24 protein-coding genes, 1 pseudogene and 2 riboswitches are annotated in these 22,442 nt (G+C 75.6%); of the genes and pseudogenes, 14 read left to right on the plus strand and 11 right to left on the minus strand.

The genetic code is table 11. The features are described from left to right. Positions 1 to 41: 41 nt before the first annotated feature. On the plus strand, positions 42 to 1,367 hold the full coding sequence (locus PIR53_09685; GenBank protein ID WZH54244.1) for an ATP-dependent 6-phosphofructokinase: 1,326 nt from the start codon (positions 42 to 44) through the stop codon (positions 1,365 to 1,367). On the opposite strand, the gene PIR53_09690 is transcribed toward PIR53_09685, so the two are convergent. From PIR53_09690 to PIR53_09705, 4 genes are read right to left on the minus strand one after another with little or no spacing between them, the layout of a single operon-like run. Then, on the minus strand, positions 1,324 to 2,070 hold the full coding sequence (locus PIR53_09690; protein WZH54245.1) for an NAD(P)H-dependent oxidoreductase subunit E: 747 nt from the start codon (positions 2,068 to 2,070) through the stop codon (positions 1,324 to 1,326). The two genes, PIR53_09685 and PIR53_09690, sit on opposite strands and share 44 nt — an antisense overlap. After that, positions 2,067 to 2,846, minus strand: coding sequence for an ABC transporter ATP-binding protein (locus PIR53_09695; protein WZH54246.1), 780 nt, complete (start codon positions 2,844 to 2,846; stop codon positions 2,067 to 2,069). The genes PIR53_09690 and PIR53_09695 overlap by 4 nt, the downstream gene beginning before the upstream one ends. Further along, on the minus strand, positions 2,843 to 3,898 hold the full coding sequence (locus tag PIR53_09700) for an iron ABC transporter permease (GenBank protein ID WZH54247.1): 1,056 nt from the start codon (positions 3,896 to 3,898) through the stop codon (positions 2,843 to 2,845). Before PIR53_09700 ends, PIR53_09695 begins: the two co-directional genes overlap by 4 nt. After that, on the minus strand, positions 3,895 to 4,977 hold the full coding sequence (locus tag PIR53_09705) for an ABC transporter substrate-binding protein (protein ID WZH54248.1): 1,083 nt from the start codon (positions 4,975 to 4,977) through the stop codon (positions 3,895 to 3,897). Before PIR53_09705 ends, PIR53_09700 begins: the two co-directional genes overlap by 4 nt. A 66-nt stretch (positions 4,978 to 5,043) precedes the next feature. Next, a riboswitch (cobalamin riboswitch) is annotated at positions 5,044 to 5,222 on the minus strand. A 66-nt stretch (positions 5,223 to 5,288) separates the two neighbouring features. On the opposite strand from PIR53_09705, the gene bluB reads away from it, so the two are divergent. From bluB to PIR53_09725, 4 genes and pseudogenes are all read left to right on the plus strand, one after another. After that, on the plus strand, positions 5,289 to 5,966 hold the full coding sequence (gene bluB / locus PIR53_09710; protein ID WZH54249.1) for a 5,6-dimethylbenzimidazole synthase: 678 nt from the start codon (positions 5,289 to 5,291) through the stop codon (positions 5,964 to 5,966). A gap of 34 nt (positions 5,967 to 6,000) precedes the next feature. Continuing rightward, positions 6,001 to 6,121, plus strand: a riboswitch (cobalamin riboswitch). A 79-nt stretch (positions 6,122 to 6,200) separates the two neighbouring features. Further along, a pseudogene (locus PIR53_09715) lies at positions 6,201 to 6,389 on the plus strand (nitrite reductase). Positions 6,390 to 7,163: 774 nt separating this feature from the next. Next, positions 7,164 to 7,766: a precorrin-8X methylmutase gene (locus PIR53_09720; protein ID WZH54434.1), complete on the plus strand. Its 603-nt coding sequence runs from the start codon at positions 7,164 to 7,166 to the stop codon at positions 7,764 to 7,766. After that, complete coding sequence (locus PIR53_09725) at positions 7,763 to 9,313, plus strand: precorrin-2 C(20)-methyltransferase (protein ID WZH54250.1); 1,551 nt, start codon at positions 7,763 to 7,765, stop codon at positions 9,311 to 9,313. The genes PIR53_09720 and PIR53_09725 overlap by 4 nt, the downstream gene beginning before the upstream one ends. A gap of 12 nt (positions 9,314 to 9,325) precedes the next feature. On the opposite strand, the gene PIR53_09730 is transcribed toward PIR53_09725, so the two are convergent. The 4 genes from PIR53_09730 to PIR53_09745 all read right to left on the minus strand — a co-directional run bounded on the left by PIR53_09730 (position 9,326) and on the right by PIR53_09745 (position 10,948). Continuing rightward, a complete protein-coding gene (locus tag PIR53_09730) occupies positions 9,326 to 9,625 on the minus strand; it encodes a hypothetical protein (protein WZH54251.1) in 300 nt (99 codons plus the stop codon). A 30-nt stretch (positions 9,626 to 9,655) separates the two neighbouring features. After that, on the minus strand, positions 9,656 to 10,090 hold the full coding sequence (locus PIR53_09735) for a PIN domain-containing protein (GenBank protein ID WZH54252.1): 435 nt from the start codon (positions 10,088 to 10,090) through the stop codon (positions 9,656 to 9,658). Then, on the minus strand, positions 10,077 to 10,331 hold the full coding sequence (locus tag PIR53_09740; GenBank protein ID WZH54253.1) for a ribbon-helix-helix domain-containing protein: 255 nt from the start codon (positions 10,329 to 10,331) through the stop codon (positions 10,077 to 10,079). Before PIR53_09740 ends, PIR53_09735 begins: the two co-directional genes overlap by 14 nt. A gap of 185 nt (positions 10,332 to 10,516) precedes the next feature. Continuing rightward, positions 10,517 to 10,948, minus strand: coding sequence for an organic hydroperoxide resistance protein (locus PIR53_09745; GenBank protein ID WZH54254.1), 432 nt, complete (start codon positions 10,946 to 10,948; stop codon positions 10,517 to 10,519). Between the two features lie 102 nt (positions 10,949 to 11,050). On the opposite strand from PIR53_09745, the gene PIR53_09750 reads away from it, so the two are divergent. After that, positions 11,051 to 11,653 carry a TetR/AcrR family transcriptional regulator gene (locus PIR53_09750; GenBank protein ID WZH54255.1) on the plus strand — a complete coding sequence of 201 codons (603 nt, stop codon included), beginning with the start codon at positions 11,051 to 11,053 and terminating at the stop codon, positions 11,651 to 11,653. A gap of 9 nt (positions 11,654 to 11,662) precedes the next feature. Here PIR53_09750 and PIR53_09755 read toward each other — a convergent pair whose 3' ends face one another. Further along, entirely contained in the window at positions 11,663 to 12,091 is a 429-nt protein-coding gene (locus PIR53_09755) for a helix-turn-helix domain-containing protein (protein ID WZH54256.1), read from the minus strand. A gap of 144 nt (positions 12,092 to 12,235) precedes the next feature. Between PIR53_09755 and PIR53_09760 the strand changes: the two genes are divergently transcribed. Then, on the plus strand, positions 12,236 to 13,132 hold the full coding sequence (locus tag PIR53_09760) for an oxidoreductase (GenBank protein ID WZH54257.1): 897 nt from the start codon (positions 12,236 to 12,238) through the stop codon (positions 13,130 to 13,132). On the opposite strand, the gene PIR53_09765 is transcribed toward PIR53_09760, so the two are convergent. Next, positions 13,107 to 13,883: an SAM-dependent methyltransferase gene (locus tag PIR53_09765; protein WZH54258.1), complete on the minus strand. Its 777-nt coding sequence runs from the start codon at positions 13,881 to 13,883 to the stop codon at positions 13,107 to 13,109. The two genes, PIR53_09760 and PIR53_09765, sit on opposite strands and share 26 nt — an antisense overlap. Further along, a complete protein-coding gene (cbiE, locus tag PIR53_09770) occupies positions 13,880 to 15,121 on the minus strand; it encodes a precorrin-6y C5,15-methyltransferase (decarboxylating) subunit CbiE (protein WZH54259.1) in 1,242 nt (413 codons plus the stop codon). The genes PIR53_09765 and cbiE overlap by 4 nt, the downstream gene beginning before the upstream one ends. Before the next feature lie 73 nt (positions 15,122 to 15,194). On the opposite strand from cbiE, the gene PIR53_09775 reads away from it, so the two are divergent. From PIR53_09775 to PIR53_09805, 7 genes are read left to right on the plus strand one after another with little or no spacing between them, the layout of a single operon-like run. Next, the gene (locus PIR53_09775; protein WZH54260.1) at positions 15,195 to 16,196 is read left to right on the plus strand and encodes a 3-oxoacyl-[acyl-carrier-protein] synthase III C-terminal domain-containing protein; all 1,002 of its coding nucleotides are present in this window, start codon (positions 15,195 to 15,197) and stop codon (positions 16,194 to 16,196) included. Next, positions 16,187 to 17,080 carry an MBL fold metallo-hydrolase gene (locus tag PIR53_09780; GenBank protein ID WZH54261.1) on the plus strand — a complete coding sequence of 298 codons (894 nt, stop codon included), beginning with the start codon at positions 16,187 to 16,189 and terminating at the stop codon, positions 17,078 to 17,080. Before PIR53_09775 ends, PIR53_09780 begins: the two co-directional genes overlap by 10 nt. Next, a complete protein-coding gene (locus tag PIR53_09785) occupies positions 17,081 to 18,376 on the plus strand; it encodes a hypothetical protein (GenBank protein ID WZH54262.1) in 1,296 nt (431 codons plus the stop codon). It begins immediately after the preceding gene. Continuing rightward, entirely contained in the window at positions 18,373 to 19,353 is a 981-nt protein-coding gene (locus tag PIR53_09790; GenBank protein ID WZH54263.1) for an NAD-dependent epimerase/dehydratase family protein, read from the plus strand. The genes PIR53_09785 and PIR53_09790 overlap by 4 nt, the downstream gene beginning before the upstream one ends. Then, positions 19,350 to 20,498 (plus strand): glycosyltransferase, encoded by a 1,149-nt coding sequence (locus PIR53_09795; protein ID WZH54264.1) that lies wholly within the window; start codon positions 19,350 to 19,352, stop codon positions 20,496 to 20,498. The genes PIR53_09790 and PIR53_09795 overlap by 4 nt, the downstream gene beginning before the upstream one ends. Continuing rightward, the gene (locus PIR53_09800; GenBank protein ID WZH54265.1) at positions 20,495 to 21,079 is read left to right on the plus strand and encodes a hypothetical protein; all 585 of its coding nucleotides are present in this window, start codon (positions 20,495 to 20,497) and stop codon (positions 21,077 to 21,079) included. The genes PIR53_09795 and PIR53_09800 overlap by 4 nt, the downstream gene beginning before the upstream one ends. Then, complete coding sequence (locus tag PIR53_09805) at positions 21,076 to 22,338, plus strand: glycosyltransferase (protein WZH54266.1); 1,263 nt, start codon at positions 21,076 to 21,078, stop codon at positions 22,336 to 22,338. Before PIR53_09800 ends, PIR53_09805 begins: the two co-directional genes overlap by 4 nt. Positions 22,339 to 22,442 lie beyond the last annotated feature (104 nt).

A 22,442-nucleotide genomic window follows, 5' to 3' on the forward strand; every position in this document is an offset into this window, starting at 1 on the left:
CACCGTGCCGGGACCCTCGTCGCCCGATAGGGTCAGGACCCGTGGTGACCCTCGCCGACCTGCAGGTCAAGACACTCGGTGCGCCGAGGTTCGACTCCCCCCTCGCCTCGTACGTCGAGGGTCGGGCGACGAACCAGTACTACGTCGCCGAGAGCGACCGCATCCTCATGGACGACACGGTCGAGCTCGTGCAGGGCCGGGACGTGCCCTGGGAGGAGATCGCGACCTTCGAGGCCGGCGGCCCGCGGGCCCGGCTGTTCTTCCCGCCCCGCACGACCCGCGCCGCGATCGTCACCTGCGGCGGGCTCTGCCCCGGCCTCAACAACGTCATCCGCGCCGTCGTCCGCGCGCTCGACGACCACTACGGCGTTCCCGAGGTGCTCGGGTTCCGCAACGGCTACGCGGGCCTCGACCCGGCGGCCGGGCTCGAGCCGGTGGTGCTCACCCGCGAGTCGGTGGCCGACATCCACGAGCGCGGCGGCACGATCCTCGGTTCCTCCCGGGGGGCACGTGACCCGGGCGTCATGGTCGACACCCTCGTGCGTCACGGCATCGACATCCTCTTCGTGGTCGGCGGCGACGGCTCCATGCGCGGCGCCCACGTCATCCACGAGGAGGTCGAGCGCCGCGGTCTCGAGATCGCGGTCGTGGGCGTGCCCAAGACCATCGACAACGACATCCCCCACATCGGTCAGAGCTTCGGCTTCCAGACCGCCTTCGCCAAGGCCGCCGAGTCCATCACCGCGGCGAAGGTCGAGGCACAGGGGGCGCTCAACGGCGTCAGCATCGTCAAGACGATGGGGCGCCACGCCGGCTTCATCGCCTGCTACGCGGCCTTGGCCTCGCAGACCGCGAGCTTCGTGCTCATCCCCGAGGTGCCGTTCGCGATGGACGGGCCCAACGGCCTGCTCGCGCACCTGCGGCGCCGCGTCGCGGACCGCGGGTACGCCGTCATCGTCGTCGCGGAGGGCGCCGCGCAGGAGCTGCTGGCCGAGGCCGGCGCGGGCGGCACCGACGCGTCGGGCAACGCGGTGCTGGCCGACCCGGCGCGCTACGTGCTCGAGCGGATCAAGGCCGACTACGCGGCGCGCGACGAGGTCGTCACGCTGCGCTACTTCGACCCCGGCTACACGATCCGCTCCGTGCCGGCCGACCCCGCCGACGCGGTCTACTGCGCGCGCCTGGCCCAGACCGCCGTGCACGCCGCCATGTCGGGACGCACCGACATGGTGGTCGGGCGCCGGCGGCACCGGTTCGTCAACGTGCCGATCCCGGCCGTCACGAAGCGGGCGCACAACGTCTCCCCCGACGGCGACCTGTGGCTCAGCGTGCTGGAGTCGACGGCCCAGCCGCTGTCGATGACCTGACCCGCGGCAGCCGCAGGCGGTCCACCGGACGGTCGGCGAGCAGGTGCTCCGCGACCAGCTCCGGTACGTCGTCCGGCTGGACCGCGCCGTACCAGACGTCGTCGGGCTGGACCGTCACCAGCGGTGCCTGGTTGCAGGGGAACTGGCACGCCGTGCCCGTGACGAGGACCATGTCGTCCCCGATGCCCTCGCGCTTGAGGTGGGCCGACAGCACCTCGGCGAGCCGGTCGGCGCCGCGGGCGCTGCAGCGCGGTCCCCGGCAGACGAGCACGTGGTGGCGGTGGGTGGGCACGTCCTCCCAGGCGTCGGAGGTCAGGCCCACCTCGTTGCCGTGGATCGGGCGGGTGACGTCGAGCGGACCGCGCTCGAGGTCGGACTCGTCCCGCACCAGCGTCGTCGCGACCGCCACCTCCGGACGGTGCTCGCCGGCCTCCCCCCGCTCGCGCCACCAGTGGGCGGCGACGCGGCGCAGCCAGGAGTTCGCCGGCGCCAGCGTGCCGAGGCTCGCACCGAGCAGCACGACCCGGGTGGCGCCGGCGTCCGCCAGCCGGGTCAGCGCCGCCGACAGCGACGGGTCGCCCACCTGGAGGTGCGCCACCTCCGCTCCCAGCGTGGCGGCGATCGCCCCCATCCGGTCCGCTGCGGCGGCCTCGCGGGCGGACATGCCGACGAGCAGGACCGGGTCGGTCGTCGGTTCGGTCATCGTGGGCTCTCCTGGGGGTCGACGACGAGGTGCCAGCGTCCCGTGACCGGGTGCTGGAGCCGCACTGCGGCCACGCCGAAGACGTCGGCGAGCAGGGCGGGAGTGAGGACGTCCGCGGCCGGTGCCGGCGCCGACACGGTGCCGGCGTCCACGACGGCCACGTCGTCGAAGTAGCGACCGGCGAGGTCGAGGTCGTGGATCGCGGCCACCACCGTGACCCCCAGGTCGCGCACCGCGGCGAGCAGCTCGTGCTGGTGGCGCAGGTCGAGGTGGTTGGTCGGCTCGTCGAGGAGGAGCACGTCCGCCTCCTGGGCCAGGGCGCGCGCGACGAGCACCCGGCGCAGCTCACCACCGGACAGGTGGTCGACGGCCCGCCCGGCGAGGTGGGCGAGCCCGAGCCGCTCGAGCGCCGCGTCCGCGTGCCCGTCACCGTCGTCGGACCGCCACGGCGAGCGGTGCGGCAACCGGCCGAGCGCGACGAGCTCGCGCACCAGCAGGTCCGCCGGGGGCAGCTCGTGCTGGGCGACGACGGCCAGCCGCCGGGCACGCTCCCGGGCGGGTACGGCGCGCAGCGGGCGCCCGTCGAGCTCGACGACCCCCGCGTGCGGCGCGTCGAGCCCGGCGAGCACGCGCAGCAGCGTCGACTTGCCCGCTCCGTTGGGGCCCACGAGCGCGAGGCTGCCGCCGCGGCGTACCGGCAGGTGGACGTCGGCCAGGACCGGGCGTCGTCCCCGCCCGCACGCGACGCCGCGGGCCGTCAGGACGGGGGCGTTCACGACTCGCCCCCGAACCGGTAGCGGCGACGCCCGAGCAGGAGCAGGAACACGGGTGCCCCCACGATGCCGGTCACCACGCCCAGCGGGATCTCCTGCGGGGGCGCCAGCACGCGCGCGGCCACGTCGACCCAGACGAGGAACAGGGCCCCGAGCACCGCGGCGACCGGCAGCACCCTCCCGTGCAGGGGACCGACGAGCATGCGGGCGAGGTGCGGCACCACGAGCCCCACGAAACCGATCCCCCCGGCGACCGCGACCGTCACCCCGACCAGAAGGGCCTGCAGGACGAAGAGCACCACGCGGAGCCGGCGCACCGGCACCCCGAGCGCCCGGGCGACGTCGGCCCCGGCGAGCAACCCGTCGAGCCAGCCGCGCACGGCCACGAGGACGACGACGGCCAGGACGAGCGCGACCGCCGGGAGCAGCAGCTGGTCCCACGCCGCCCGCGCGAGCGAGCCGAGCAGCCAGAACAGCACGCCCTGCGCGACCTGCGGCTCCTCGCTGCGGAACACCAGGTAGCTCGCCGTCGCGGAGAACGCGGACGCCAGCACCGTGCCCGTCAGCACGAGCCGGAGCGGTGTCAGCCCGCCCTGCGCGAGCGTGACCCCGAAGACCACGACGGCGGCGAGCACCGCGCCGGTCATCGCGCCCGCGGTGAGCGCCCACGTGCCCAGAACGCTGAGGACACCGAGGGTGAGCACCGCGGTCGCCCCGACGCTCGCCCCGGCGGAGACGCCCAGGAGGTAGGGGTCCGCGAGCGGGTTGCGCACGAGGGTCTGCACCACCGTCCCGGACACCGCCAGGGCGGCACCGACGAGGGCGGCGAGCACCACCCGAGGCGCCCGGATGTTCCAGACGATCGTGTCCGCCGACGACGCCAGCGGGGCGCCGCCGAGCCGGGCCCGCCACACGTCCACCACCACGCCGAGGTCGAGGGTCGTCGTGCCCCACACCGTCGCGACCGGCAGGCTGACGAGCAGCGCCGTACCGGCGACGAGCAGGAGCGGCGCGGTGGGGACGCGGCGGGCGACCTCGGTCGCCGCCCCCGTCACGGGAGGGCGTCGAGGTCGATCGTGCCCGTGATCCCGGAGTCGGGGAGCAGGCCGAGCCGCTCGAGGCCGGCCCGCAGCTGCTCCGCCGCCTCGACGTTGCCGTAGCCGCTCGTGAACAGCGCCAGCGGGAGCACGATGATGCGGTCCTCCGCGACCGCGGCCGAACCGGCGAGCGCCGCCTGGTCCCGGATCGTCACGATCTTCTGCTCGACCTCGTCGGCCGCGTCGCTGCGGTAGTCCATGACCACGACGACGTCGGGCTCGCGCTCGGCGACCGCCTCCCACGAAGCGCGGAACCACGTCGTGTCCTCGTCGTCGAAGACGTTGGTCGCGCCGGCCGCCTCGATGATCCCCTGGGGCGGGCCGTTGCGACCCGACGTGTAGAGGTCCGTCTCGCCGGAGTCGAAGAGCAGGACGCTCGGCGGGGCGTCGCCACGCGGGGCGTCGGCCAGGGCGGCGAGGCGCTCGTCGAGCTCCGCCCGGGCCGCGGCGGCCTCGTCCTCGTGGCCGGTGAGCGCGCCGTAGTTCGCGAGGTCCGCGCGCACGGCGTCCCAGGGATCCATCGTGCCGAGGGCCGAGGAGGCGCCCGCCGCGGGGTCCTGGCGGCAGGAGTCGGAGATGACGTAGGTCGGGATGCCGCGCTCCGCGGCGTCCTCGCGGGTGACACCGGACGAGCCCGAGAAGAGGCCCGAGTAGGACCCGACGAGCAGGTCGGGCTCCGCGCCCACGACCGCCTCCATCGAGATCGGGCTGACGAGCCGCGGCACGTCGCCGACCTCGACGTCGAAGAGGGCGTCCATGAGCGCGTCGTTGCCGGCACCGAGCGACATCGCTGCGATCCGGTCGATCGCTCCGACGCGGAGGAGGGTCCCGACGTTGGCGGAGTTGCTCGTCGCCACGATCCGCTCGACGGGCGCGTCGTAGGACGCCTCCTCGCCGCAGTTCTCCAGGGTCACCGAGCCGGCCGCGTCCTCGGCCTCCGAGGCCGCGCACCCGGTGAGGACGAGCGGGGCGGCGACGAGGGTCGCGACGAGCGCCGGCAGGGCGCGGGTGGGCAGGGTGCGGGCAGGGGTGGGCATGGCCATCCTTCGTGTCGTGGCTCGGTCGCGGAGCCAGGCGGACAGGTGACGCGACGGCCCGCTCGGAACGCGGACGCCGCGGCCAGCAGGTCTTCGGACTCGGGCTCGTCCGGACGGGACGCCTTCCCAGGCCGGGGCCCAGTGGCGTGTGTCCCGCCCGTCACCCTCACCGCTGCGCGTCAGTCCCGGATTCGCACCGGGTTCCCTGGCTCTGCGTGAGCACGACTGGCGCTCCGGAACCTAGCAGCACGCGACCGCCCCGGGTCGTGTGGCGTACGTCGCACGAGCGCCAGCGGCTAGCCTCGCCCGCCGTGACGCCCTCGGACCCCACCCCCGCACCGGCGCCGGTCTCGCCCCACGCCTTCACCGCCGACGAGCGCGCGGCGGTCTACCGGGCCATCGGCGAGCGGCGCGACATGCGCCGGTTCCTGCCCGGGGCGACGGTGCCCGCGGACGTGCTCGCCCGCCTGCTGGCCGCCGCGCACGCCGGGCCGAGCGTCGGCCTCATGCAGCCGTGGCGGTTCGTGCGCATCACCTCGCCGGAGCTGCGGAGCGGCATCCACGCCCTCGTGGACGAGGAGCGCCGCGCCACGGCCGCGGCCCTGGACGAGCGCGCGGCGGAGTTCCTGCGGCTCAAGGTCGAGGGAGTCCGGGAGTGCGCGGAGCTGCTCGTCGTGGCGCTGCGCGAGGGCCGCGAGCCGCACGTGTTCGGCCGGCGCACCATGCCCCACATGGACCTCGCGTCGGTCGCCTGCGCGATCCAGAACCTGTGGCTCGCCGCCCGTGCCGAGGGTCTCGGCATGGGGTGGGTCTCGCTGTTCGAGCCCGACGCCCTGGCGGAGCTGGTCGGCATGCCCGCCGGGGCCGAGCCGGTGGCGGTGCTGTGCCTCGGTCCGGTGCCCGCGTTCCCCGACCGCCCGGCGCTCGAGCTCGACGGATGGACCACCGCGCGACCTCTCGCCGACTTCGTCACCGAGGACGGTTGGTAAGGTCACCGCCGCCAGTCGACCCCCGCGAGGGGGCAGGGAACCCGGTGGGAGTCCGGGACTGACGCGCAGCGGTGTGGGCGACGGGCGGGGCACGCAGCCACTGGAGGGCCCTCCGGGAAGGCGCTCCGCTCGGACGACCCCGAGTCCGAAGACCTGCTGGCACCGGGCGGCAGCCGCCACCCGGTCGAGGACGACGGGCTTCGCGAACGGGCCCGCTGACCAGCGAGGACCCGCATGACCACGCGCACCCGCACCGACCTGTGTCCCGGCGTCTCCCGTCCCTGGCCCGCCGAGGACGGCGGGCTGGTGCGCCTGCGCCTCGTGGGCGGGGCCGTGACCGTCGGGCAGCTGCGTGCACTGGCGGCGGTCTCCGCGACGTACGGCGACGGGGACCTCCACCTGACCCGCCGCGCCAACGTGCAGGTGCGGGCGCTGCCGCTGGTCGGCGACGTGCTGCCCGCCGACGTGGTGGCTGCGCTCGCGGCGACCGGGCTGCTGCCCTCGCCCAGCCACGAGCTGGTCCGCAACATCCTGGTCTCGCCCCTCACCGGGCTCGTCGGTGGACGCGCCGACCTCCGCGGGGTGGCGGCCGACCTCGACGCCGCCGTCCGCGCCGACGCCGACCTCGCCGACCTCTCGGCGCGCTTCCTCTTCGTGCTCGACGACGGCCGGGGGGACGTGCTCACCCGCGGCGCCGACGTCGGCCTCGTGGCCCTCGGGGGCGACACCGTCCAGCTGCGCTGGGGCACGACCTGGGGCCCGGTGGTTCCCGTCGGCGACGCGGTGCCCGCGATGGTCCGGGTGGCCCACGCGTTCCGCGCCGCGCGCGCCGCGCTCGACCTCGGCGCCGAGGCGCCGTGGCACGTCGACGAGCTGCCCGCGGCCCTCGTCGTGCCGGGGCTCCCGGCATCCCCGCCCGACCCGCGGCTCCCGGCGGCGACGGAACCGCCGGCGTACGGCGAGCTCGACACCCCCGCCGGTCTCCACCGGCACGTCGAGGTGCCCGACGGGCGCCTCGAGCCGGGCACCCTCGCGATCCTGCTCGACGGCCTGGCCGACGACGCCCGCGTCGTCGTGACGCCGTGGCGCTCGCTGCTCCTGCCCGGCGCGGGCGCGCCCGTCGTGCCGGACGCGGACGAGCCCGAGGAGCCGGTGCGGCCCACGCGTCGCTATCCCTACGAGGGCGACGGGCAGGCGATCTACGTCGACTCGTTCGCCACGATCCGCGCCGAGGCCGACCTGTCCCACGTGCCGTCCGACGCCGAGCGCGTCGTCGTGCGCATGGTGCACGGCACGGGCCAGACCGACCTCGCCCCGATGGTCGTGGTCTCCCCCGACCTCGTCGGGTCCGCCCGCCGCGCCCTCGCCGCCGGCGCGCCCATCGTCGCGGACGCCCACATGGTCGCCTCCGGCGTCACCCGTCGCCGCCTGCCGGCCGACAACGAGGTGCTGTGCGCGCTGCACGACCCGCGGGTGCCGGGCCTGGCCCGTGCCTGGGGGACGACGCGCTCGGCTGCCGCGCTCTCCGTGCTCGCCGACCGCATCCCGGGCTCCGTCGTCGCGATCGGCAACGCACCGACGGCGCTGTTCCACCTGCTGGAGATGCTGGCCGACGGCTGCGCTCCCCCGGCCGCGATCGTCGGCTGCCCCGTCGGCTTCATCGGCGCGGCGGAGTCGAAGGAGGCGCTGGCGGAGTACGCCGCGGCCCACGGCATCCCGTTCCTCACCGTCCACGGCCGGCGCGGTGGCTCCGCGATGACCGCGTCGGCCCTCAACGCGATCGCCCAGGAGGCGGAGTGAGCACCCCGGCCCCCACCCCCGGTCGCTTCTACGGCGTCGGCGTCGGTCCCGGCGACCCCGAGCTGGTCACCCTCAAGGCCGCCCGGCTCATCGGCGCGGCCGACGTCGTCGCCTTCCACGCGGGCCGCGGCAAGCAGTCCAACGCGCGGCGCATCGCCGCGGGGCTGATCCCGCCGACCGCCGTCGAGGAGGAGCTCGTCTACCCGGTGACGACGGGCGGCACCGACCACCCGGGCGGGTACGCCGGGGCGATGGCCGACTTCTACCTGGAGTCGGCCGCGCGCCTGGCCGCCCACCTCGAGGCCGGTCGCGACGTCGTGCTCCTCGCCGAGGGCGACCCGATGTTCTACGGGTCGTACATGTACATGCACGACGCCCTGTCGGAGCGCTTCGAGACCGAGGTCGTCGCCGGCGTGCCGGCCTTCGCCGCCGCCACGGCGACGATCGCCTCGCCCCTGGTGCGGCAGACCGACGTGCTGACGATCCTCCCAGGCACGCTGCCCGAGACGGAGCTCGCGCGGCGCCTGGCCGACACCGACGGGGCGATCATCATGAAGCTCGGTCGGCGCTTCCCCACGGTGCGGCGGGCGCTGGCGACGGCGGGGCGGCTGGAGCACGCGGTCTACGTCGAGCGGGCCTCGATGGACACCGAGCGCCACCTCCGGGTCGCGGACGTCGACCCCGACAGCGTGCCGTACTTCTCGCTCATCGTCGTCGCGGGCGACTCCCTGCAGGGGGTCGGACGGCGCACGGGCGAGGCGGCGACGGCCTCGCCGTCGGCGGAGGCGGTCCCGGTGGACGCTCCCGCCGAGATCGTCGTCGTCGGCCTCGGTCCCGGCCCCGCGCACTGGCTGACGCCCGAGGCCTCCGCGGTGCTCGCCGAGGTGGACCACGTGGTCGGGTACGCGCCGTACGTCAAGCGGGTCCCCCACCGCGAGGGCCTCACCCGGCACGCGAGCGGCAACACCGTCGAGGTCGACCGCGGCCGGCTCGCGCTGGACCTGGCGCGCCGCGGCGAGCGCGTCGCCGTCGTCTCGGGCGGGGACGCCGGGGTCTTCGGCATGGCGACCGCCGTGCTCGAGGCGCAGGTCGCGGCGGCGGCCGAGGACGCGACGTACGCCGCGGTGCCCGTCCGCGTCGTCCCGGGGGTCTCGGCGGTGCAGGCCGTGGCGGCCCGCGCGGGGGCGCCGATCGGCGGAGACTTCGCCGTCGTCAGCCTGTCGGACCGGCTGAAGCCGTGGGAGGTGCTGGAGCGGCGCCTGCGCGCGGTCGCGGAGGCGGACCTGGTGCTCGGGATCTACAACCCGCGCTCGGCCAGCCGTCCCGACCAGCTGGGCGACGCGCTCAAGGTGCTGCTCGAGGTGCGCGACGCCGCCACCGTCGTCGTCGTCGGCCGCGACGTCGGCCGCGACGAGGAGGAGCTGCGCGTGACGACGCTCGGCGAGCTCGACCCGACGACCGTCGACATGAAGTGCCTGCTCATCGTCGGAGCGACGTCGACCCGGGTCGACCACGGCCGCGTCTGGACGCCGCGGACGGTGGGCTGAGCCGGTCCGGCCTCAGCGGATGCCCCACGACTCCTCGAACGTCGGGGCGTCGAGGTGGTGCAGGTGGTCGTGGACGTGCTGCAGCAGCCGCTCCGCCTCGGGGTCGGCGCCGGCGTCCATCCGCAGCGCCTCGCTGCCGTCGTCGCGGCGTCGCACGACGATGTCGCCGCGGCTCTGCAGGGGCGTCTCGCCGAGCAGGCCGCCGAGGACCGCGTAGAGGACGAAGCCCAGGCGGTAGCGCCACGAGCGGCGCACCGCGACGAGCTCGAGGGTGTAGACGTCAGCGGCCAGCACCGGCGTTCCCGAGGACATGCGCGGCAGCGTAGTGGGCGTGCCCGTCGCTCAGGCGTCTCGCGTCGGGTCGAGGACCGCAACGCCGAAGCGCGTGAACCCGCGGTCAGCCGTCACCATCGTCGCCCCCACCTCGAGCGCGATCGCGGCGAGATAGGCGTCGGGGACGTCGTTGCCACGGAGCCGGTGGGTCGAGACGAGGTCGGCGAAGATCGTCCAGTGCCGCGGACCGGGTCTCACGACGGACACCGCAGGTGAGCCGAGCAGCGCGTCGGCGAACTCGGCCGCGTGGGCGGGCGCGGACGGGGAGACGAAGACGCGGGGGTTGGTGACGATGCGGACCATCGACGCGAGGACCTGCTCGGCGACGCCGACTGCTTCGTGGCCACGGAGCGCGCCGTCCAGCCAGCGTCGCATGGCGCGGGCATGGGGGCTGTCGTCGTTGCGCTGAGCGCCGACGACGACGTTGACGTCAAGAAAGAGCATGGCGGTCGTCGTCGTGGAGGAGCGTCGCCATGACCTCGCGGTCGTACAGGTCCACGCCCGGCTGCAGTCCTCCCTCGTAGTCGAAGTCAGGCAGGACGGTGGTCTCCTGCGTGGCGCCGTCCTCGGAGAGGTGGCGACGCAGAGCCTCCTCGAGCACGGACCCGATCGTGCGGTGCGAGCGGGCCGCCAGCTCCTTCGCCCGACCCAGCAGCTCGGCGTCGATGTTCACCGTCGTGCGCATGCCGTGCATCATAACATCACGCACCTGTCATCACGGTGCGCGCTCAGCGGACGCGGCCACCGACCAGACGAACGCCCGCCCGCGCCACCGAGGGGGTGGCGGGGGCGGGCGCTGGGTGACGCCGGGTGACGCCGGGTGACGGCGGACGCCGTCGGGCGTCGTCAGGCGTCGTCAGGCCGGCGAGGTCAGGCGACCTCGACCTCGGTGACGACGTCGACGTTGCCCTTGGTGGCGTGGGTGTAGGGGCAGATCGAGTGGCCGACCTCGACCGCCTTCTCCGCGTCCTCCTGCGAGACGCCGCCGCCGAACTCGGCGATGAGCTTCACCGCCAGGCCGAAGCCGTTGTCCTCACGCGGGCCGATGCCGACCTCGGCGGTGATGGCGACGTCCTGGAGCTCGATGCCGTGCTGCTTGGCGCCGGCCTTGAGCGCGCCGAGGAAGCACGCGGCGTAGCCCGTCGCGAAGAGCTGCTCGGGGTTGGTGCCGCCGCCCGCGCCGCCCATCTCCTTCGGCACGACGAGCTCGACGTCGATCTGGCCGTCCGAGGTGCGCGCGTGGCCGTTGCGGCCGTCGCCGGTGGCCGTGGCAGAAGCGGTGTACGCGATCGAGGTGGGCATCGCGATCTCCTTCCGGGAGAGGTAGAGTGACTAGTACGTCTACATCAGGTTGACAGGTCCGGGCCCCAGACACAAGCCCCGGTTCGAGGAAGGACGAGATCGATGGAGGACACGGCGACGACGACGGTGCGACCCAGCGCCGTCCGGCAGCGGATCCTCGGCGCCGCGCGTCGCCGCTTCTACCGCGACGGCATCCGCACGGTGAGCGCCGACCGGCTCATCGCGGACGCCGAGGTCTCGAAGATGACCTTCTACCGGCACTTCCGGAGCAAGGACGACCTCGTGGTCGCCTACCTCAACGAGGTCGTCGCGGAGGAGCGCGCCGCCCTGGCGGAGGCGCACCGCACCCACCCGGACGACCCCGCACAGGTCCTGCGGGCCTACGCGCGCCGGGTGGGCGCCCTCACCTGCACGGAGGGCTTCCGCGGGTGCGCGTTCCTCAACGCCGCCGCGGAGTACGCCGACCCCGCCCATCCGGTGCGCACCGTGGTCGCGACCCACCGCGCGTGGCTGCGGGGCGAGCTGGCCCGGATCCTCACCGACCTGGGCGTGACGCCGGCGCGGGTGGACGAGGCGGCCGTGCAGCTGCAGATGCTGCGCGACGGCGCGATGGTGGCCGGCACGCTGGACACGGAGCCCGTGCGCGTCGCCCAGCGGCTGGTGGACGCGGGCGCGTCGGTCGTCCGCGACGCGCTGCGGGACTGACCAGGTCCCTCAGGCCCCACCCGCGGACGCCGGCCGCGCCGTCGCGCGGTTCGCGAGCACGGCCCCCATGTTGTCCTGGGCCCAGGCGCGCAGCGACCGCGTCAGCCCGTGGAGGGAGGACCCGAGGTCCGTGAGGGCGTAGCTGACGGTCACGGGCACGGTCGCGACCACCGTCCTCGTCACGAGACCGTCCTCCTCGAGGGCCCGGAGCGTCTGCGTCAGCATCTTGGGGCTGACCCCGGCGATGCGGCGCGCGAGCTCGGAGTAGCGCAACGTGCGCGGCGCCCCGTCCTCACCCCCCTCCCCCAGGGCGCACAGCACGAGCACCACCCACTTGTCGGAGATGCGGTCGAGCAGCTGGCGGCTCGGGCAGGCGGCGAAGAACGCGTTGTAGGCCGCCTTCTCCTCCGCACGACGTTGCGCTGCGGTCCTCGTCATCGCTGCCTCCTCGTCCCTGTCTGGTCCCCCGTGGTGACCAACGCACTTCCAGGTGCCTACTTCCCAACAGAGAGCACCGCTCCCAGCATGGAGCACGGCGGTCGCGACCGCCAGCCCGTCCCCGCGAGAGATTGGAGCAGCACCATGACCACCGCCCCCACCCCGCCCGGCGGCACCTGGACCCTGGGCGACACCCGGGTCACCCGCTTCGGCTACGGCGCCATGCAGCTCGCCGGGCCCGGCGTCATGGGTCCGCCGGCCGACCGCGACGGCGCGCTCGCCGTGCTGCGCGCTGCGGTCGACGCCGGCATCACCCACATCGACACGAGCGACGCCTACGGACCGGGCGTGACCAACGCCCTGATCCGCGAGGCCCTGCACCCCTACGGCCCCGACCTGCTCATCGCCACCAAGGTCGGCGCCCACCGCGACGCGTCGGGCGGCTGGCCCACCGCACGCCGGCCCGAGGACATCCGTCGGCAGGTCGAGGCCAACCTCGAGGGCCTCGGCGTCGACACGTTGGGGCTGGTCAACCTGCGGATGGGGGACGCCACCGGGCCGCAGGCCGAGCCACTCGGCGAGGCGTTCGAGGCGCTGGCCGGCCTGCAGCAGGAGGGCCTGGTCCGCCACCTCGGCGTCTCGAACGTGACGGCGGACCAGGTCGACGAGGCGCGCCGCATCGCCCCCGTGGTGTGCGTGCAGAACCTCTACAACCTCGCGCACCGGTACGACGACGCGCTCGTCGACCGGCTCGCGGAGGACGGCATCGCCTACGTGCCGTTCTTCCCGCTCGGGGGGTTCAGCCCGCTGCAGTCGACCGCGCTCGCCCGGGTGGCGGCGCGTCTCGGCCGGACGCCCATGGCGGTGGCGCTGGCCTGGCTCCTCCAGCGCTCCCCTAACATCCTGCTCATCCCGGGGACCTCGTCGGTCGCGCACCTGCACGAGAACCTCGCGGGGGCGGCCGTCGCCCTCACGCCCGCAGACGTCGCCGAGCTCGACGACATCGGCGGTGCCGCTACGCCCCCGGTCCCGTCCGCTTGAGCGACCGGTCGCGCTCCGCGTCGTAGAGGTACGACTCCCCCGCGCCCGTCGCCGTCGGCCCGGCGAGCGCACGCCCGACGAGGATGACGGCAGCCTGACGCAGGCCCGCCGCCTCGACCGCGTCGGCGATGTCGCCGAGCGTGCCGGTGAGCACCTGCTCCCCCGGCTGCGAGGCGCGGTAGACCACCGCGACGGGACAGTCCGCGCCGTACGACGCGCTCAGGTCCGCCGCCAGCGCGCGGGTGCGCGTCACCGCGAGGTGGAGGACGAGCGTGGCGCCGGTCGCCGCGAAGGCCTCCAGCCGCTCGCCGTCGGGCATGGCCGTCGACCGCGCCTGCGTGCGGGTCAGCACGACGGACTGGGCGACGAGGGGCACCGTCAGCTCGCGCCCGACGCGGGCGGCGGCGGCGGCGTACGCCGGGACCCCGGGCGTCACGTCCCACGCCACGCCCGCCGCGTCGAGCCGTCGGGTCTGCTCGAAGAGCGCCGAGTAGAGCGACGGGTCGCCGGAGGTCAGGCGCACGACGTCCGCGCCGTCGCGGTCGGCCTCCACGAGCGCGGTGGTGATGGCGTCGAGGTCGAGGTCCTGGGTGTCGACGAGGCGCGCGCCCGCGCGGCAGTGGCCGAGCACGGCGGCGTCGAGGTAGGTGCCCGGGTAGAGCACGACGTCCGCCGCCTCCAGCATCCGCGCGGCGCGGAGCGTGAGGAGGTCGGCCGCGCCGGGCCCGGCGCCGACGAAGTGGACGGTCACGAGGACTCCTCCCGGGTCGTGGTCCAGGCCCACTGGGTCACGGCGCGGGCGGGGGTGAAGCCGCGGAACGAGCCGATGGGGGTGGCGGTCTCGACGCTGGTGCGGGTCAGCTCGCCCCCGAGCGCGCCGTACCACCGGGCGAGGAGCGCCTCGGTCTCCACCGTCACGCCGTGGACGACGAGCCTCCCGCCCGGTCGCAGGGCCGCCACGCACGCCTCCAGCACGCCGGGACGGGTGGCACCGCCGCCGACGAAGACCGCATCGGGTGCCGGCAGGTCGACGAGGGCGTCGGGGGCACGGCCGGTGACGACGCGGAGGTCGGGCACGCCGAGGCGGCCCGCGTTGCGCCGCACCCGGGCGGCGCGGGTGGGGTCCGACTCGACGGCGACCGTGCGACAGGTGGGGTGGGCCCGCATCCACTCGATGCCCACGCTGCCGGCGCCGGCACCGACGTCCCAGAGCAGGCCCCCCGGCGCGGGGGCCAGGCGAGCGAGCGCCGCGGCTCGCAGGTCGCGCTTGGTGAGCTGGCCGTCGTTCTCGAACGCCTCGTCGGGCAGGCCGGGCGCCCAGCTCACGACGGCTCCCTCGCCGTCGGCCCGGGCCTCGACGGCGACCACGGTGAGGGCCGGGAACGCCGGCGGATCGTCGGCCCACGCCGCGGCCGTGGCCTCGAGCCGCGACTCGTCGTCGGCCCCGAGGTCACCGAGCACCGTCATCCGCGACGGGCCCCAGCCGCTCATCGTCAGCAGGGCGGCGAGGTCCGCGGGCGTGCCCGCGTCCGACGACAGCACCACGACACGACGGCCGGGGGCCAGCTCCCGCAGCACACGGCGTACGTCGCGGGCGACGGCGCTCACGACGACGGTGCTCTCGGTGGCCCAGCCGAGCCGGGCGTGCGCGAGGGCGACGGAGGACACGGCGGGCTCGATCCGCACCGCGTCGGCGCCGAGGTGGTCGACCAGCGTCGTACCGATCCCGGAGACGAGCGGGTCGCCGGAGGCGAGCGCGACGACACGCCGACCGGCGTGCTCGTCGAGGAGCCCGGGCAGCCCGGCGCGCAGGGGCCGTGGCCACGCCGCGCGCACCTGGCCGGCGACCGGCGGCACGAGCGCGAGGTGTCGCTCCCCGCCCAGCAGGACCTCGGCGGACGCGACGAGCGAGCGCAGCCGCTCGGGCACGCCGGGCCAGCCGTCGGCACCGACCCCGACGACGGTGACGACGGGACGGGAGTGGTTCACGGTGCTGAAGGCTAGGCCAACGACGGGCTAGGGTCGCGAGCACCACCGTCCCCGACGACGCAACGGAGGCCTCGTGCCTGCTCTCGGACCACGCTCGCTCCGCATCCTGGGGACGGGCGCCGCCCTGCCGGCCGACGCGGTGACCAGTGCCGAGCTCGACGACCGTCTCGGCCTCGCGCCGGGAACGGTGGAGTCGACGACGGGCGTGCGGGTGAGGTACGTCGAGAAGGGCTCGGCCGCCGCCCTCGGCGCGCGGGCGGCCCGGCAGGCGCTGGCCGCCGCGGAGCTGACGCTCGACGACATCGACCTCGTGGTGGCAGCCAGCGGCACGCCCGACCAGCCGCTGCCGTACAACGCGGCGCTGCTGCACGAGGAGCTCGCTCCCCCGCGGCCCCTGCCCTCGTTCGACATCGGCGCCAGCTGCCTCAGCTTCCTCACCGCCGTCGACCTCGTCGCGACGCTCGTCGACGCCGGGCGCTACGAGCGGGTGCTCGTCGTCTCCAGCGACCTCGCCTCCGCCGGGCTCGACTTCGCCGACCTGGGCGCGTCGGGCATCTTCGGCGACGGTGCCGCGGCAGCCGTGCTCGGCCCGGCCGGCGCCACCGGCTCGGCCGTGCTGGCCGCCGGGTTCGAGACCCACAGCTCCGGCGCGCACGCCTGCGAGATCAAGGGCGGCGGCTCGCGCTTCGCCCCCGACCGGGTGGCGGGCGAGGGCGACTACGCCGACTGGTGCCGCTTCCGCATGGACGGCGGCGCGGCGCTGCGCCTCGCCGTACGGCACCTGCCGCCGCTCGTCGCGCGCCTCACGGCCGAGGCGGGCGTGGCCGTCGCGGACACCGTCGTCGTGCCCCACCAGGCCAGCCACCTCGGGCTCGCGTGGCTGCGCCAGGCCCTCGCGCTGGGCGAGGACCAGCTCGTCGACGTCTACGCCGAGCACGGCAACCAGGTCGGGGCCTCCCTGCCGTTCGCCCTGCACACCGCGGTCGCGACGGGGCGGCTTCAGCGCGGCGACCACGCGCTGCTGCTGGGCACGGGCGCCGGGATCAGCATGGGCGGCGTGCTGCTGTGCTACTGACGGACCTGCTCGCCGGCCAGCCGCGGGTCGAGCTGCACCTCCTGCGCGTCGGGCACTGCCGCCAGCTCGACGCGCTCGCGCACCGCGACGGGCGCCGGCGGATGATCGAGTTCCCGTCCTACGCGGCCCTCATCCGTCACGTGGACTGCCCGGAGCTGGGGTGGACCCTCGTCGACACCGGCTACGCATCGCACTTCCGCACTGCGACGGCGCGGCTCCCCGAGAAGCTGTACGGCGCGCTCCTGCCCGTCACGCTGCCGCCCGAGGAGGAGCTCCCCGGCCAGCTCGCCGCCCGCGGGATCGACCCCGGCGACGTCCGCCGGGTCGTCGTGACCCACTTCCACGGCGACCACGTGGCCGGCCTCCGCGACTATCCCGCCGCGCGCATCCACTGCGGGGCGGCCGGCTTCCGGCAGGTGCGGTCCCTCTCGCGACTGGCGGCGACCCGGCACGGCCTGCTGCCCGGGCTCCTGCCCGACGACGCCGACTCCCGCGTCGCGACGGTCGAGTCGGCGACGCCGCTGCTGCTCGAGGGCGCCGCGACCCTGCGCGGCTGGGACCTCCTCGGCGACCGCAGCCTCGTCGCGGTCGACCTGCCCGGCCACATGCCGGGGCACGTCGGGGTGCTCCTGACGGCGCAGGACGGCTCCCCGGTGCTGCTGGCGGGCGACGCCGCGTGGTCCACCCGCGCCGTGGTCGAGGACGTGCCGCCGTCGCGGCTCGCGGGCGTCGCGTTCGACGACTGGACCGCCGCGCTCGGCACGCTCGGCGACCTGCACCGGCTGCACCGCGCCCACGCCGACGCCGGGCTGCTGGTGCTCCCGGCGCACTGCGCGGACGGGTACGCCGCGTGGCAGGCCCGCGCCGACGGGAGCGCCGGCTAGGTGGGGGCGTCGCCGACGACCCTCGCCGCCCTGGCGCGCGAGCGCTGGTGGCTGCCCCGCCACCACGACGCGGCCCGGGCGCGCGGCCTGGAGACCTTCCTGCGACGCGACCTGCCCCGGGCGGCGTTCTACCGGGACCGGGCGGGTCGGCCGCTCGCCGACCTGCCCGTGGTCACCAAGGCCGACGTGCTCGCCGACTTCGCGGCGTTCAACCGGTACGGGATCACCCTGGACGAGGCCCTCTCCGTGGCCGAGGCCGCCGAGCGCTCGCGCGACTTCGCCCCGACCCTGCCGCACGACGTCACCGTGGGGCTGTCCTCGGGGACCTCCGGCACGCGCGGGGTCTTCCTCGTCTCCCCGGCCGAGCGGAAGCTGTGGGCGGGCATCCTCATGGGGCAGGTCCTCGCGCCGGCCTCCCTGCGCGCGATCGCGCGGCGCCCGCTGCGGGTGGCGCTGTTCCTGCGGGCGGACTCGAACCTCTACCAGACCCTCGCCAGCCGCAGGGTCCACTTCTCCTGGCACGACCTGCGCGCGCCACTGGAGGAGCACCTGCCGCGCCTCGTCGGCGTCGACGTGCTCGTCGCGCCGGCCAGCGTGCTGCGGGCGATCGCCGAGCGGACGGGCCCGACCGAGGGCGTCGCGCCCCTGCAGGTCGTCTCCGTCGCCGAGACGCTCGACCCGCAGGACGAGGCCGTCGTGCGCGCGACCTTCGGACGGCCGGTCGAGCAGATCTACCAGGCGACGGAGGGCCTGCTGGCCACGAGCTGCGGTGCCGGCCGGCTCCACCTCAACGAGGGACACGTGCACGTCGAGCCGGAGTGGCTCGACCACCGGCTGTTCCACCCGGTCGTCACCGACTTCACGCGCACGACGCAGCTCGTGGTGCGTCACCGCCTCGACGACGTGCTCGTGGCCGCACCCGGGCCCTGCTCGTGCGGCCGCCCGGGACGCACGATCAGCGAGGTGCTCGGCCGGGCTGACGACGTGCTCTCGCTCCGCGCGGCCGACGGGTCCGACGGGGCCGGGCGCAGCGACGTACCGGTGCATCCGGACGTGCTGCGGCACGCGCTCGCCCTGGCGGGCGACCTCGGCGACCACCGGGTGGAGCAGCACGGACGGCAGTGGCGGGTGGCGCTCGGGCGGCCGGAGCGGCTGCCGGCGGTGGCGGCCGAGGTCGGACGGCTCGCGGAGCGGCTCGGTGCTCGGCCACCGGAGGTCGTGGCGATGCCGTGGCCGACCGAGGACCCGACGGCGAAGCGGCGACGGATCAGGCGTGTGAGCGAGGGGGACGGATGAGGATCGTGGTGACCGGGGCCTCGGGCTTCGTCGGCCGACGGCTGGTGGAGCTCGCTCGCGCGGCGGGGCACGACGTGGTCGGGATCGGCCGACGCCGGCTCGACGCGGAGGGCTACCTGAGCGTCGACCTCGGACGCGCCCACGGCGAGGAGCCTCCGCCCCTGCCGTGGCGGCCGGAGGCCGTGGTGCACTGCGCGGCGCGGGCCACGCCGTACGCCCGCCGTCGGGAGTTCGAGGCCGACAACATCACCGCGACCCGCACGGTCGTCGACTGGTGCGCCCGCTCCTGGGGGCGTCCTCGGCTCGTGCACGTGTCGTCGAGCTCGGTGCTCTACCACGACGGCGACCAGCTGGACCTCACCGAGGAGTCCCCGGTCGGTCCGCCCTTCGCGAACGACTACGCGCGCACGAAGGCGGCGTCGGAGGAGGTCGTGGCGGAGTACGAGGGGTCGTGGGTGGTTGCCCGCCCCCGCGCGGTCTTCGGGCCGGGCGACACGGTGCTGTTCCCCCGCATCCTCGCGGCGGCGAAGGCCGGGCGGCTGCCGCTGCTGACCGGCCGCGCGACCCCCGCGGTCGGTGACGTGATCTACGTCGACAACCTCGCCGACTACCTCCTCCTGCTCGCCGAGCGCGACGACCTGGGGGGCGTCTACCACCTGACGAACGCGGAGCCGGTCGAGATACAGGCGGTGCTCACCGAGGTCGTCGAGCGGCTCGGGCTCGAGCCGCCGACGCGCCGCGTCAGCATCCGGTCCGCGATGCGCGCCGCCCGCGTGCTCGAGGCGCTCTGGAGGGTGGCGCGGCTTCCCGGCGAGCCCCCGATCACGCCGTACGGCGTCGGGGTGCTCACCTGGTCGAAGACGTTCGTGCCCGACAGGATGCTGCGTGACCTCGGCCCGCCGACGGTGTCGGTGGCCGAGGGCATCGAGGAGTTCGTCGCGTGGCAGCGCGCGGAGTGGGAACGGGAGGGCGCGTGAGGGTCGGGACGGCGGCGGCCGTCGGCTACGTCGCGCTCCAGGGCGGCAAGGCCGCGTGGGCCCTGCGGACGGCGCGCGTCGTGCCGGGACCGCGGGCGCCGCGGCCCGAGGAGACGGCCCGGGTCGTGGTGGCGCAGCCGATCCTGTCGGGCGACCCCGGGCTCGAGGACGCACTGCGGGACAACCTCCTGGCGCTCGAGGGCGTGCGGTTCGTCTGGCTCGTCGACGAGGACGACCCGGAGGGACGGGCCGTGGCGGAGCGGCTGGCGGCGCAGGCGGCGGCCTCGGTGCGTCCCGGCACCGCGCGCGTCGACGTAGTGACGTGCCCGGTCACGCCCGAGGGCACCAACCCCAAGCTCGCCAAGCTGCAGGTCGCGCTCGACGGGTGCGCCGACGACGAGGTGCTGCTCGCCCTCGACGACGACACCCGGCTGCCGGCCACCAGCCTCGGGGCGCTCCTCGACGGGCTCGAGCGGGCGACGATCGCGACGGGGCTGCCGGGCTACCTGCGCGGGGCGACGCCGTGGGCGGCCCTCGTCGACCAGTTCGTCGACGCCAACGCCGCGACGACCTACCTGACGCTGGCGCCGGTCACGATCAACGGGATGACGTGGGCGATGCGCGCCGGCGACCTGCGGGCGCTCGGCGGGTTCGCGCCCATCGCCCACGCGCTCACCGACGACCTCGCCCTGGCCCGGCTCGTGCTGGGCAGCGGCGGCTCGATCTGCCAGACGGCCGCGCCGCAGTGGATCACGACGACGGTCGACGGCCCGCGGCACTACGTGGCACTGATGCACCGCTGGATGCTGTTCGCCACGCTCCTGCTGCGCCGCCAGCCACCGTCGACGGCCGCGGCGATCACGGTGCTCCACGGGCTGCACCCGACGCTGCTGGCGATCGTGCTCGGTGACGCGGTGCGGCGTCGTCGGCCGCTCGCGGCGCTGGCGGTGCTCGCGGGGCGGGGGTTCCTGCTGCGCCGCCTCCAGCGGAGGATCCACGGACGGGTGCTCCACCGGCCCGTCGCGTCCGTCGTCGCCGAGCTCGTGCAGCCGCTCCACCTCGTGCACGGTGCGGTGCGGCCCACGATCCGGTGGCGCACGCGCACCTACCGGGTGCGCGCCGACGACGACTTCCGCGACGCATGACCTCGCCGTCCGCCTCGTCCGCGCTGCAGGTCCTGTTCTGCACGGGGCAGAGCGACCCGCGCAGCTGCGCGCTGTCGCCCGAGCAGCAGGCGTTCCTCGACGCGCTCGACCTGCCGGACGGGGTGGGGGTGCCGTTGAACTTCCCGTACGACGCGGGACTGGCGCCGCACCGCGCCGTACCGCTGTGGCTGGCGAGCCTGCGCCACCTGGTGCTGGCGGTGCGGATCCGGCTGCCGGGGTGGGCGTCTGCTCATCGGGCTCAGGTGGAGGCGCAGCTGCGGCAGGCGGACCGGACGCTGGTGCTCGCGGGGAGCATCGGGCTGGACCTGCTGGGTCGGCTGGACCTCCCCCGCGAGGTGCGGGAGCGCCTCGTGGTGGTGGCCTACGGGGCCGTTGCCACGAAGCCGCCCGGCTGCCGGACCGTGCGCGTGGCGAGCCGCCACGACTGGCTGGCGCGCTGGTGGGCCGCCGACGTCGAGGTGGAGGCGGGGCACCTCGACTACCTCGCGGCGCCGGAGCTGCTCGCCGTCTGCCGCGAAGTGGTGGCGGAGCTGCTGCCGCGCTCCGGGGGTGCACGGTGAGCGCGCGGGTGGACCTGGTCGCGCCACCCATGGCCGGACACCTGCACCCCGTGCTGGGCATCGCGGCGCGGCTCGTGCAGGAGCCGGACCTCGCGGTGCGGGTGCTGAGCACGGCGGCGGCGCTGCCGGCGATCGCCGGGACAGGAGCGGTCGCGGTCGAGCTCCTGGCCGGCGCGGACGCCGTGGTCGCGGAGGTCGTCGACCCGCCGTACCGCGTCGGGAGCGACCCCCGCCTCCTCGTCCGCCAGCTGCGGGCGACGGCCGCGTTGCAGGTGCGGCTCGCGGCCGAGCTGCGGGAGGTGTGGCGCGACGACCCGCCCGACCTCGTGCTCGCCGATTTCACGATGGCCGCGGTCGGGCCGACCGCGGACGCCCTCGGACTGCCGTGGTGGACCACGCACCCCTCCCCCTGCGCGATCGAGGCGCGGAGCGGCCCGCCGTCGTACGTCGGCGGGTGGCGCCCCGGGCGCGGACCGCTCGGCCTTCTGCGGGACGCGGGTGGCCGGCGGTTCGTGCGGGGGTTCAAGTCGGTGGCGCCACGGCTGGCCGGGGCGCGGCTCGACGACGTGGGCCTGTCGTCGTTGTACCGGGCGGACGGGTCGGAGGCCATCTACTCCACCGAGCGGATCCTGGCGCTGGTGCCGGCGGCGATCGAGTACCCGCGGGCGCTACCTGCTGCCGTGCGCTACGTGGGGCCGGTGCTGTTCACGCCGCCGTCCTCGGTCCGTCGTCCCGGGTTGGCGCCGGGCCGGCGGCACGTCCTCGTCACCGCCGGGACGCACGTGGCGTGGCACCGGGAGGCGTTGGTGGCGGCGGCTGCGCGGGCGGCGTCGGTGCTGGCCCCGCGAGGGGTGGAGCTGCACCTCAGCCTGGGGCGGGCGGGGGCGGCGCTCCCGTCCGGGATGTCGGTGCCCGACGGGCTGGTCGTGCACGACCTCGTCGACTACGCGCGGGACCTCGCGCGCTTCGACGCGGTCGTCCACCACGGCGGCTCCGGGGTGCTCGGCCACACCCTGGCCGCCGGGCTGCCGGCGGTCGTGTGGCCGGTGGACTACGACCAGCCGGACCACGCCGTGCGGCTCGTCGACGCGGGCGTGGCGGTGCGGCTCGAGCGGCCCGAGGGCCTGGCCGAGGCCGTGCTGCGGGTGCTGGCGGAGCCGGGGTTCCGGGACGCCGCGCAGGCGATCGCCGCCGACATCGCCGCGCGCCCCGCGATCGAGACCATCACCGCCGCCGTGCGCACGCGGTTGGGGGTGTGAGGGCGTCGAGTTGGGTTGGACGGCGCGGCGGGCGCGTCGAGTTTGGTCGGACCGTTTCACCAAACTCGACGCGAGAACCGGTCATCCACAGATCACCACCAAGA

Source organism: Nocardioides alkalitolerans, from assembly GCA_038184435.1.
GTDB lineage: Bacteria > Actinomycetota > Actinomycetes > Propionibacteriales > Nocardioidaceae > Nocardioides > Nocardioides alkalitolerans_A.

What these genes read in the sequence shown, in the direction of transcription:
- PIR53_09690 (WZH54245.1), bottom strand. Translation starts at nt 2,070, where the DNA reads ATGACCGAACCGACGACCGACCCGGTCCTGCTCGTCGGCATGTCCGCC.
- PIR53_09705 (WZH54248.1), bottom strand. Translation starts at nt 4,977, where the DNA reads ATGCCCACCCCTGCCCGCACCCTGCCCACCCGCGCCCTGCCGGCGCTC.
- PIR53_09730 (WZH54251.1), bottom strand. Translation starts at nt 9,625, where the DNA reads ATGTCCTCGGGAACGCCGGTGCTGGCCGCTGACGTCTACACCCTCGAG.
- PIR53_09735 (WZH54252.1), bottom strand. Translation starts at nt 10,090, where the DNA reads ATGCTCTTTCTTGACGTCAACGTCGTCGTCGGCGCTCAGCGCAACGAC.
- PIR53_09740 (WZH54253.1), bottom strand. Translation starts at nt 10,331, where the DNA reads ATGCGCACGACGGTGAACATCGACGCCGAGCTGCTGGGTCGGGCGAAG.
- PIR53_09745 (WZH54254.1), bottom strand. Translation starts at nt 10,948, where the DNA reads ATGCCCACCTCGATCGCGTACACCGCTTCTGCCACGGCCACCGGCGAC.
- PIR53_09750 (WZH54255.1), top strand. Translation starts at nt 11,051, where the DNA reads ATGGAGGACACGGCGACGACGACGGTGCGACCCAGCGCCGTCCGGCAG.
- PIR53_09755 (WZH54256.1), bottom strand. Translation starts at nt 12,091, where the DNA reads ATGACGAGGACCGCAGCGCAACGTCGTGCGGAGGAGAAGGCGGCCTAC.
- PIR53_09760 (WZH54257.1), top strand. Translation starts at nt 12,236, where the DNA reads ATGACCACCGCCCCCACCCCGCCCGGCGGCACCTGGACCCTGGGCGAC.
- PIR53_09790 (WZH54263.1), top strand. Translation starts at nt 18,373, where the DNA reads ATGAGGATCGTGGTGACCGGGGCCTCGGGCTTCGTCGGCCGACGGCTG.
- PIR53_09800 (WZH54265.1), top strand. Translation starts at nt 20,495, where the DNA reads ATGACCTCGCCGTCCGCCTCGTCCGCGCTGCAGGTCCTGTTCTGCACG.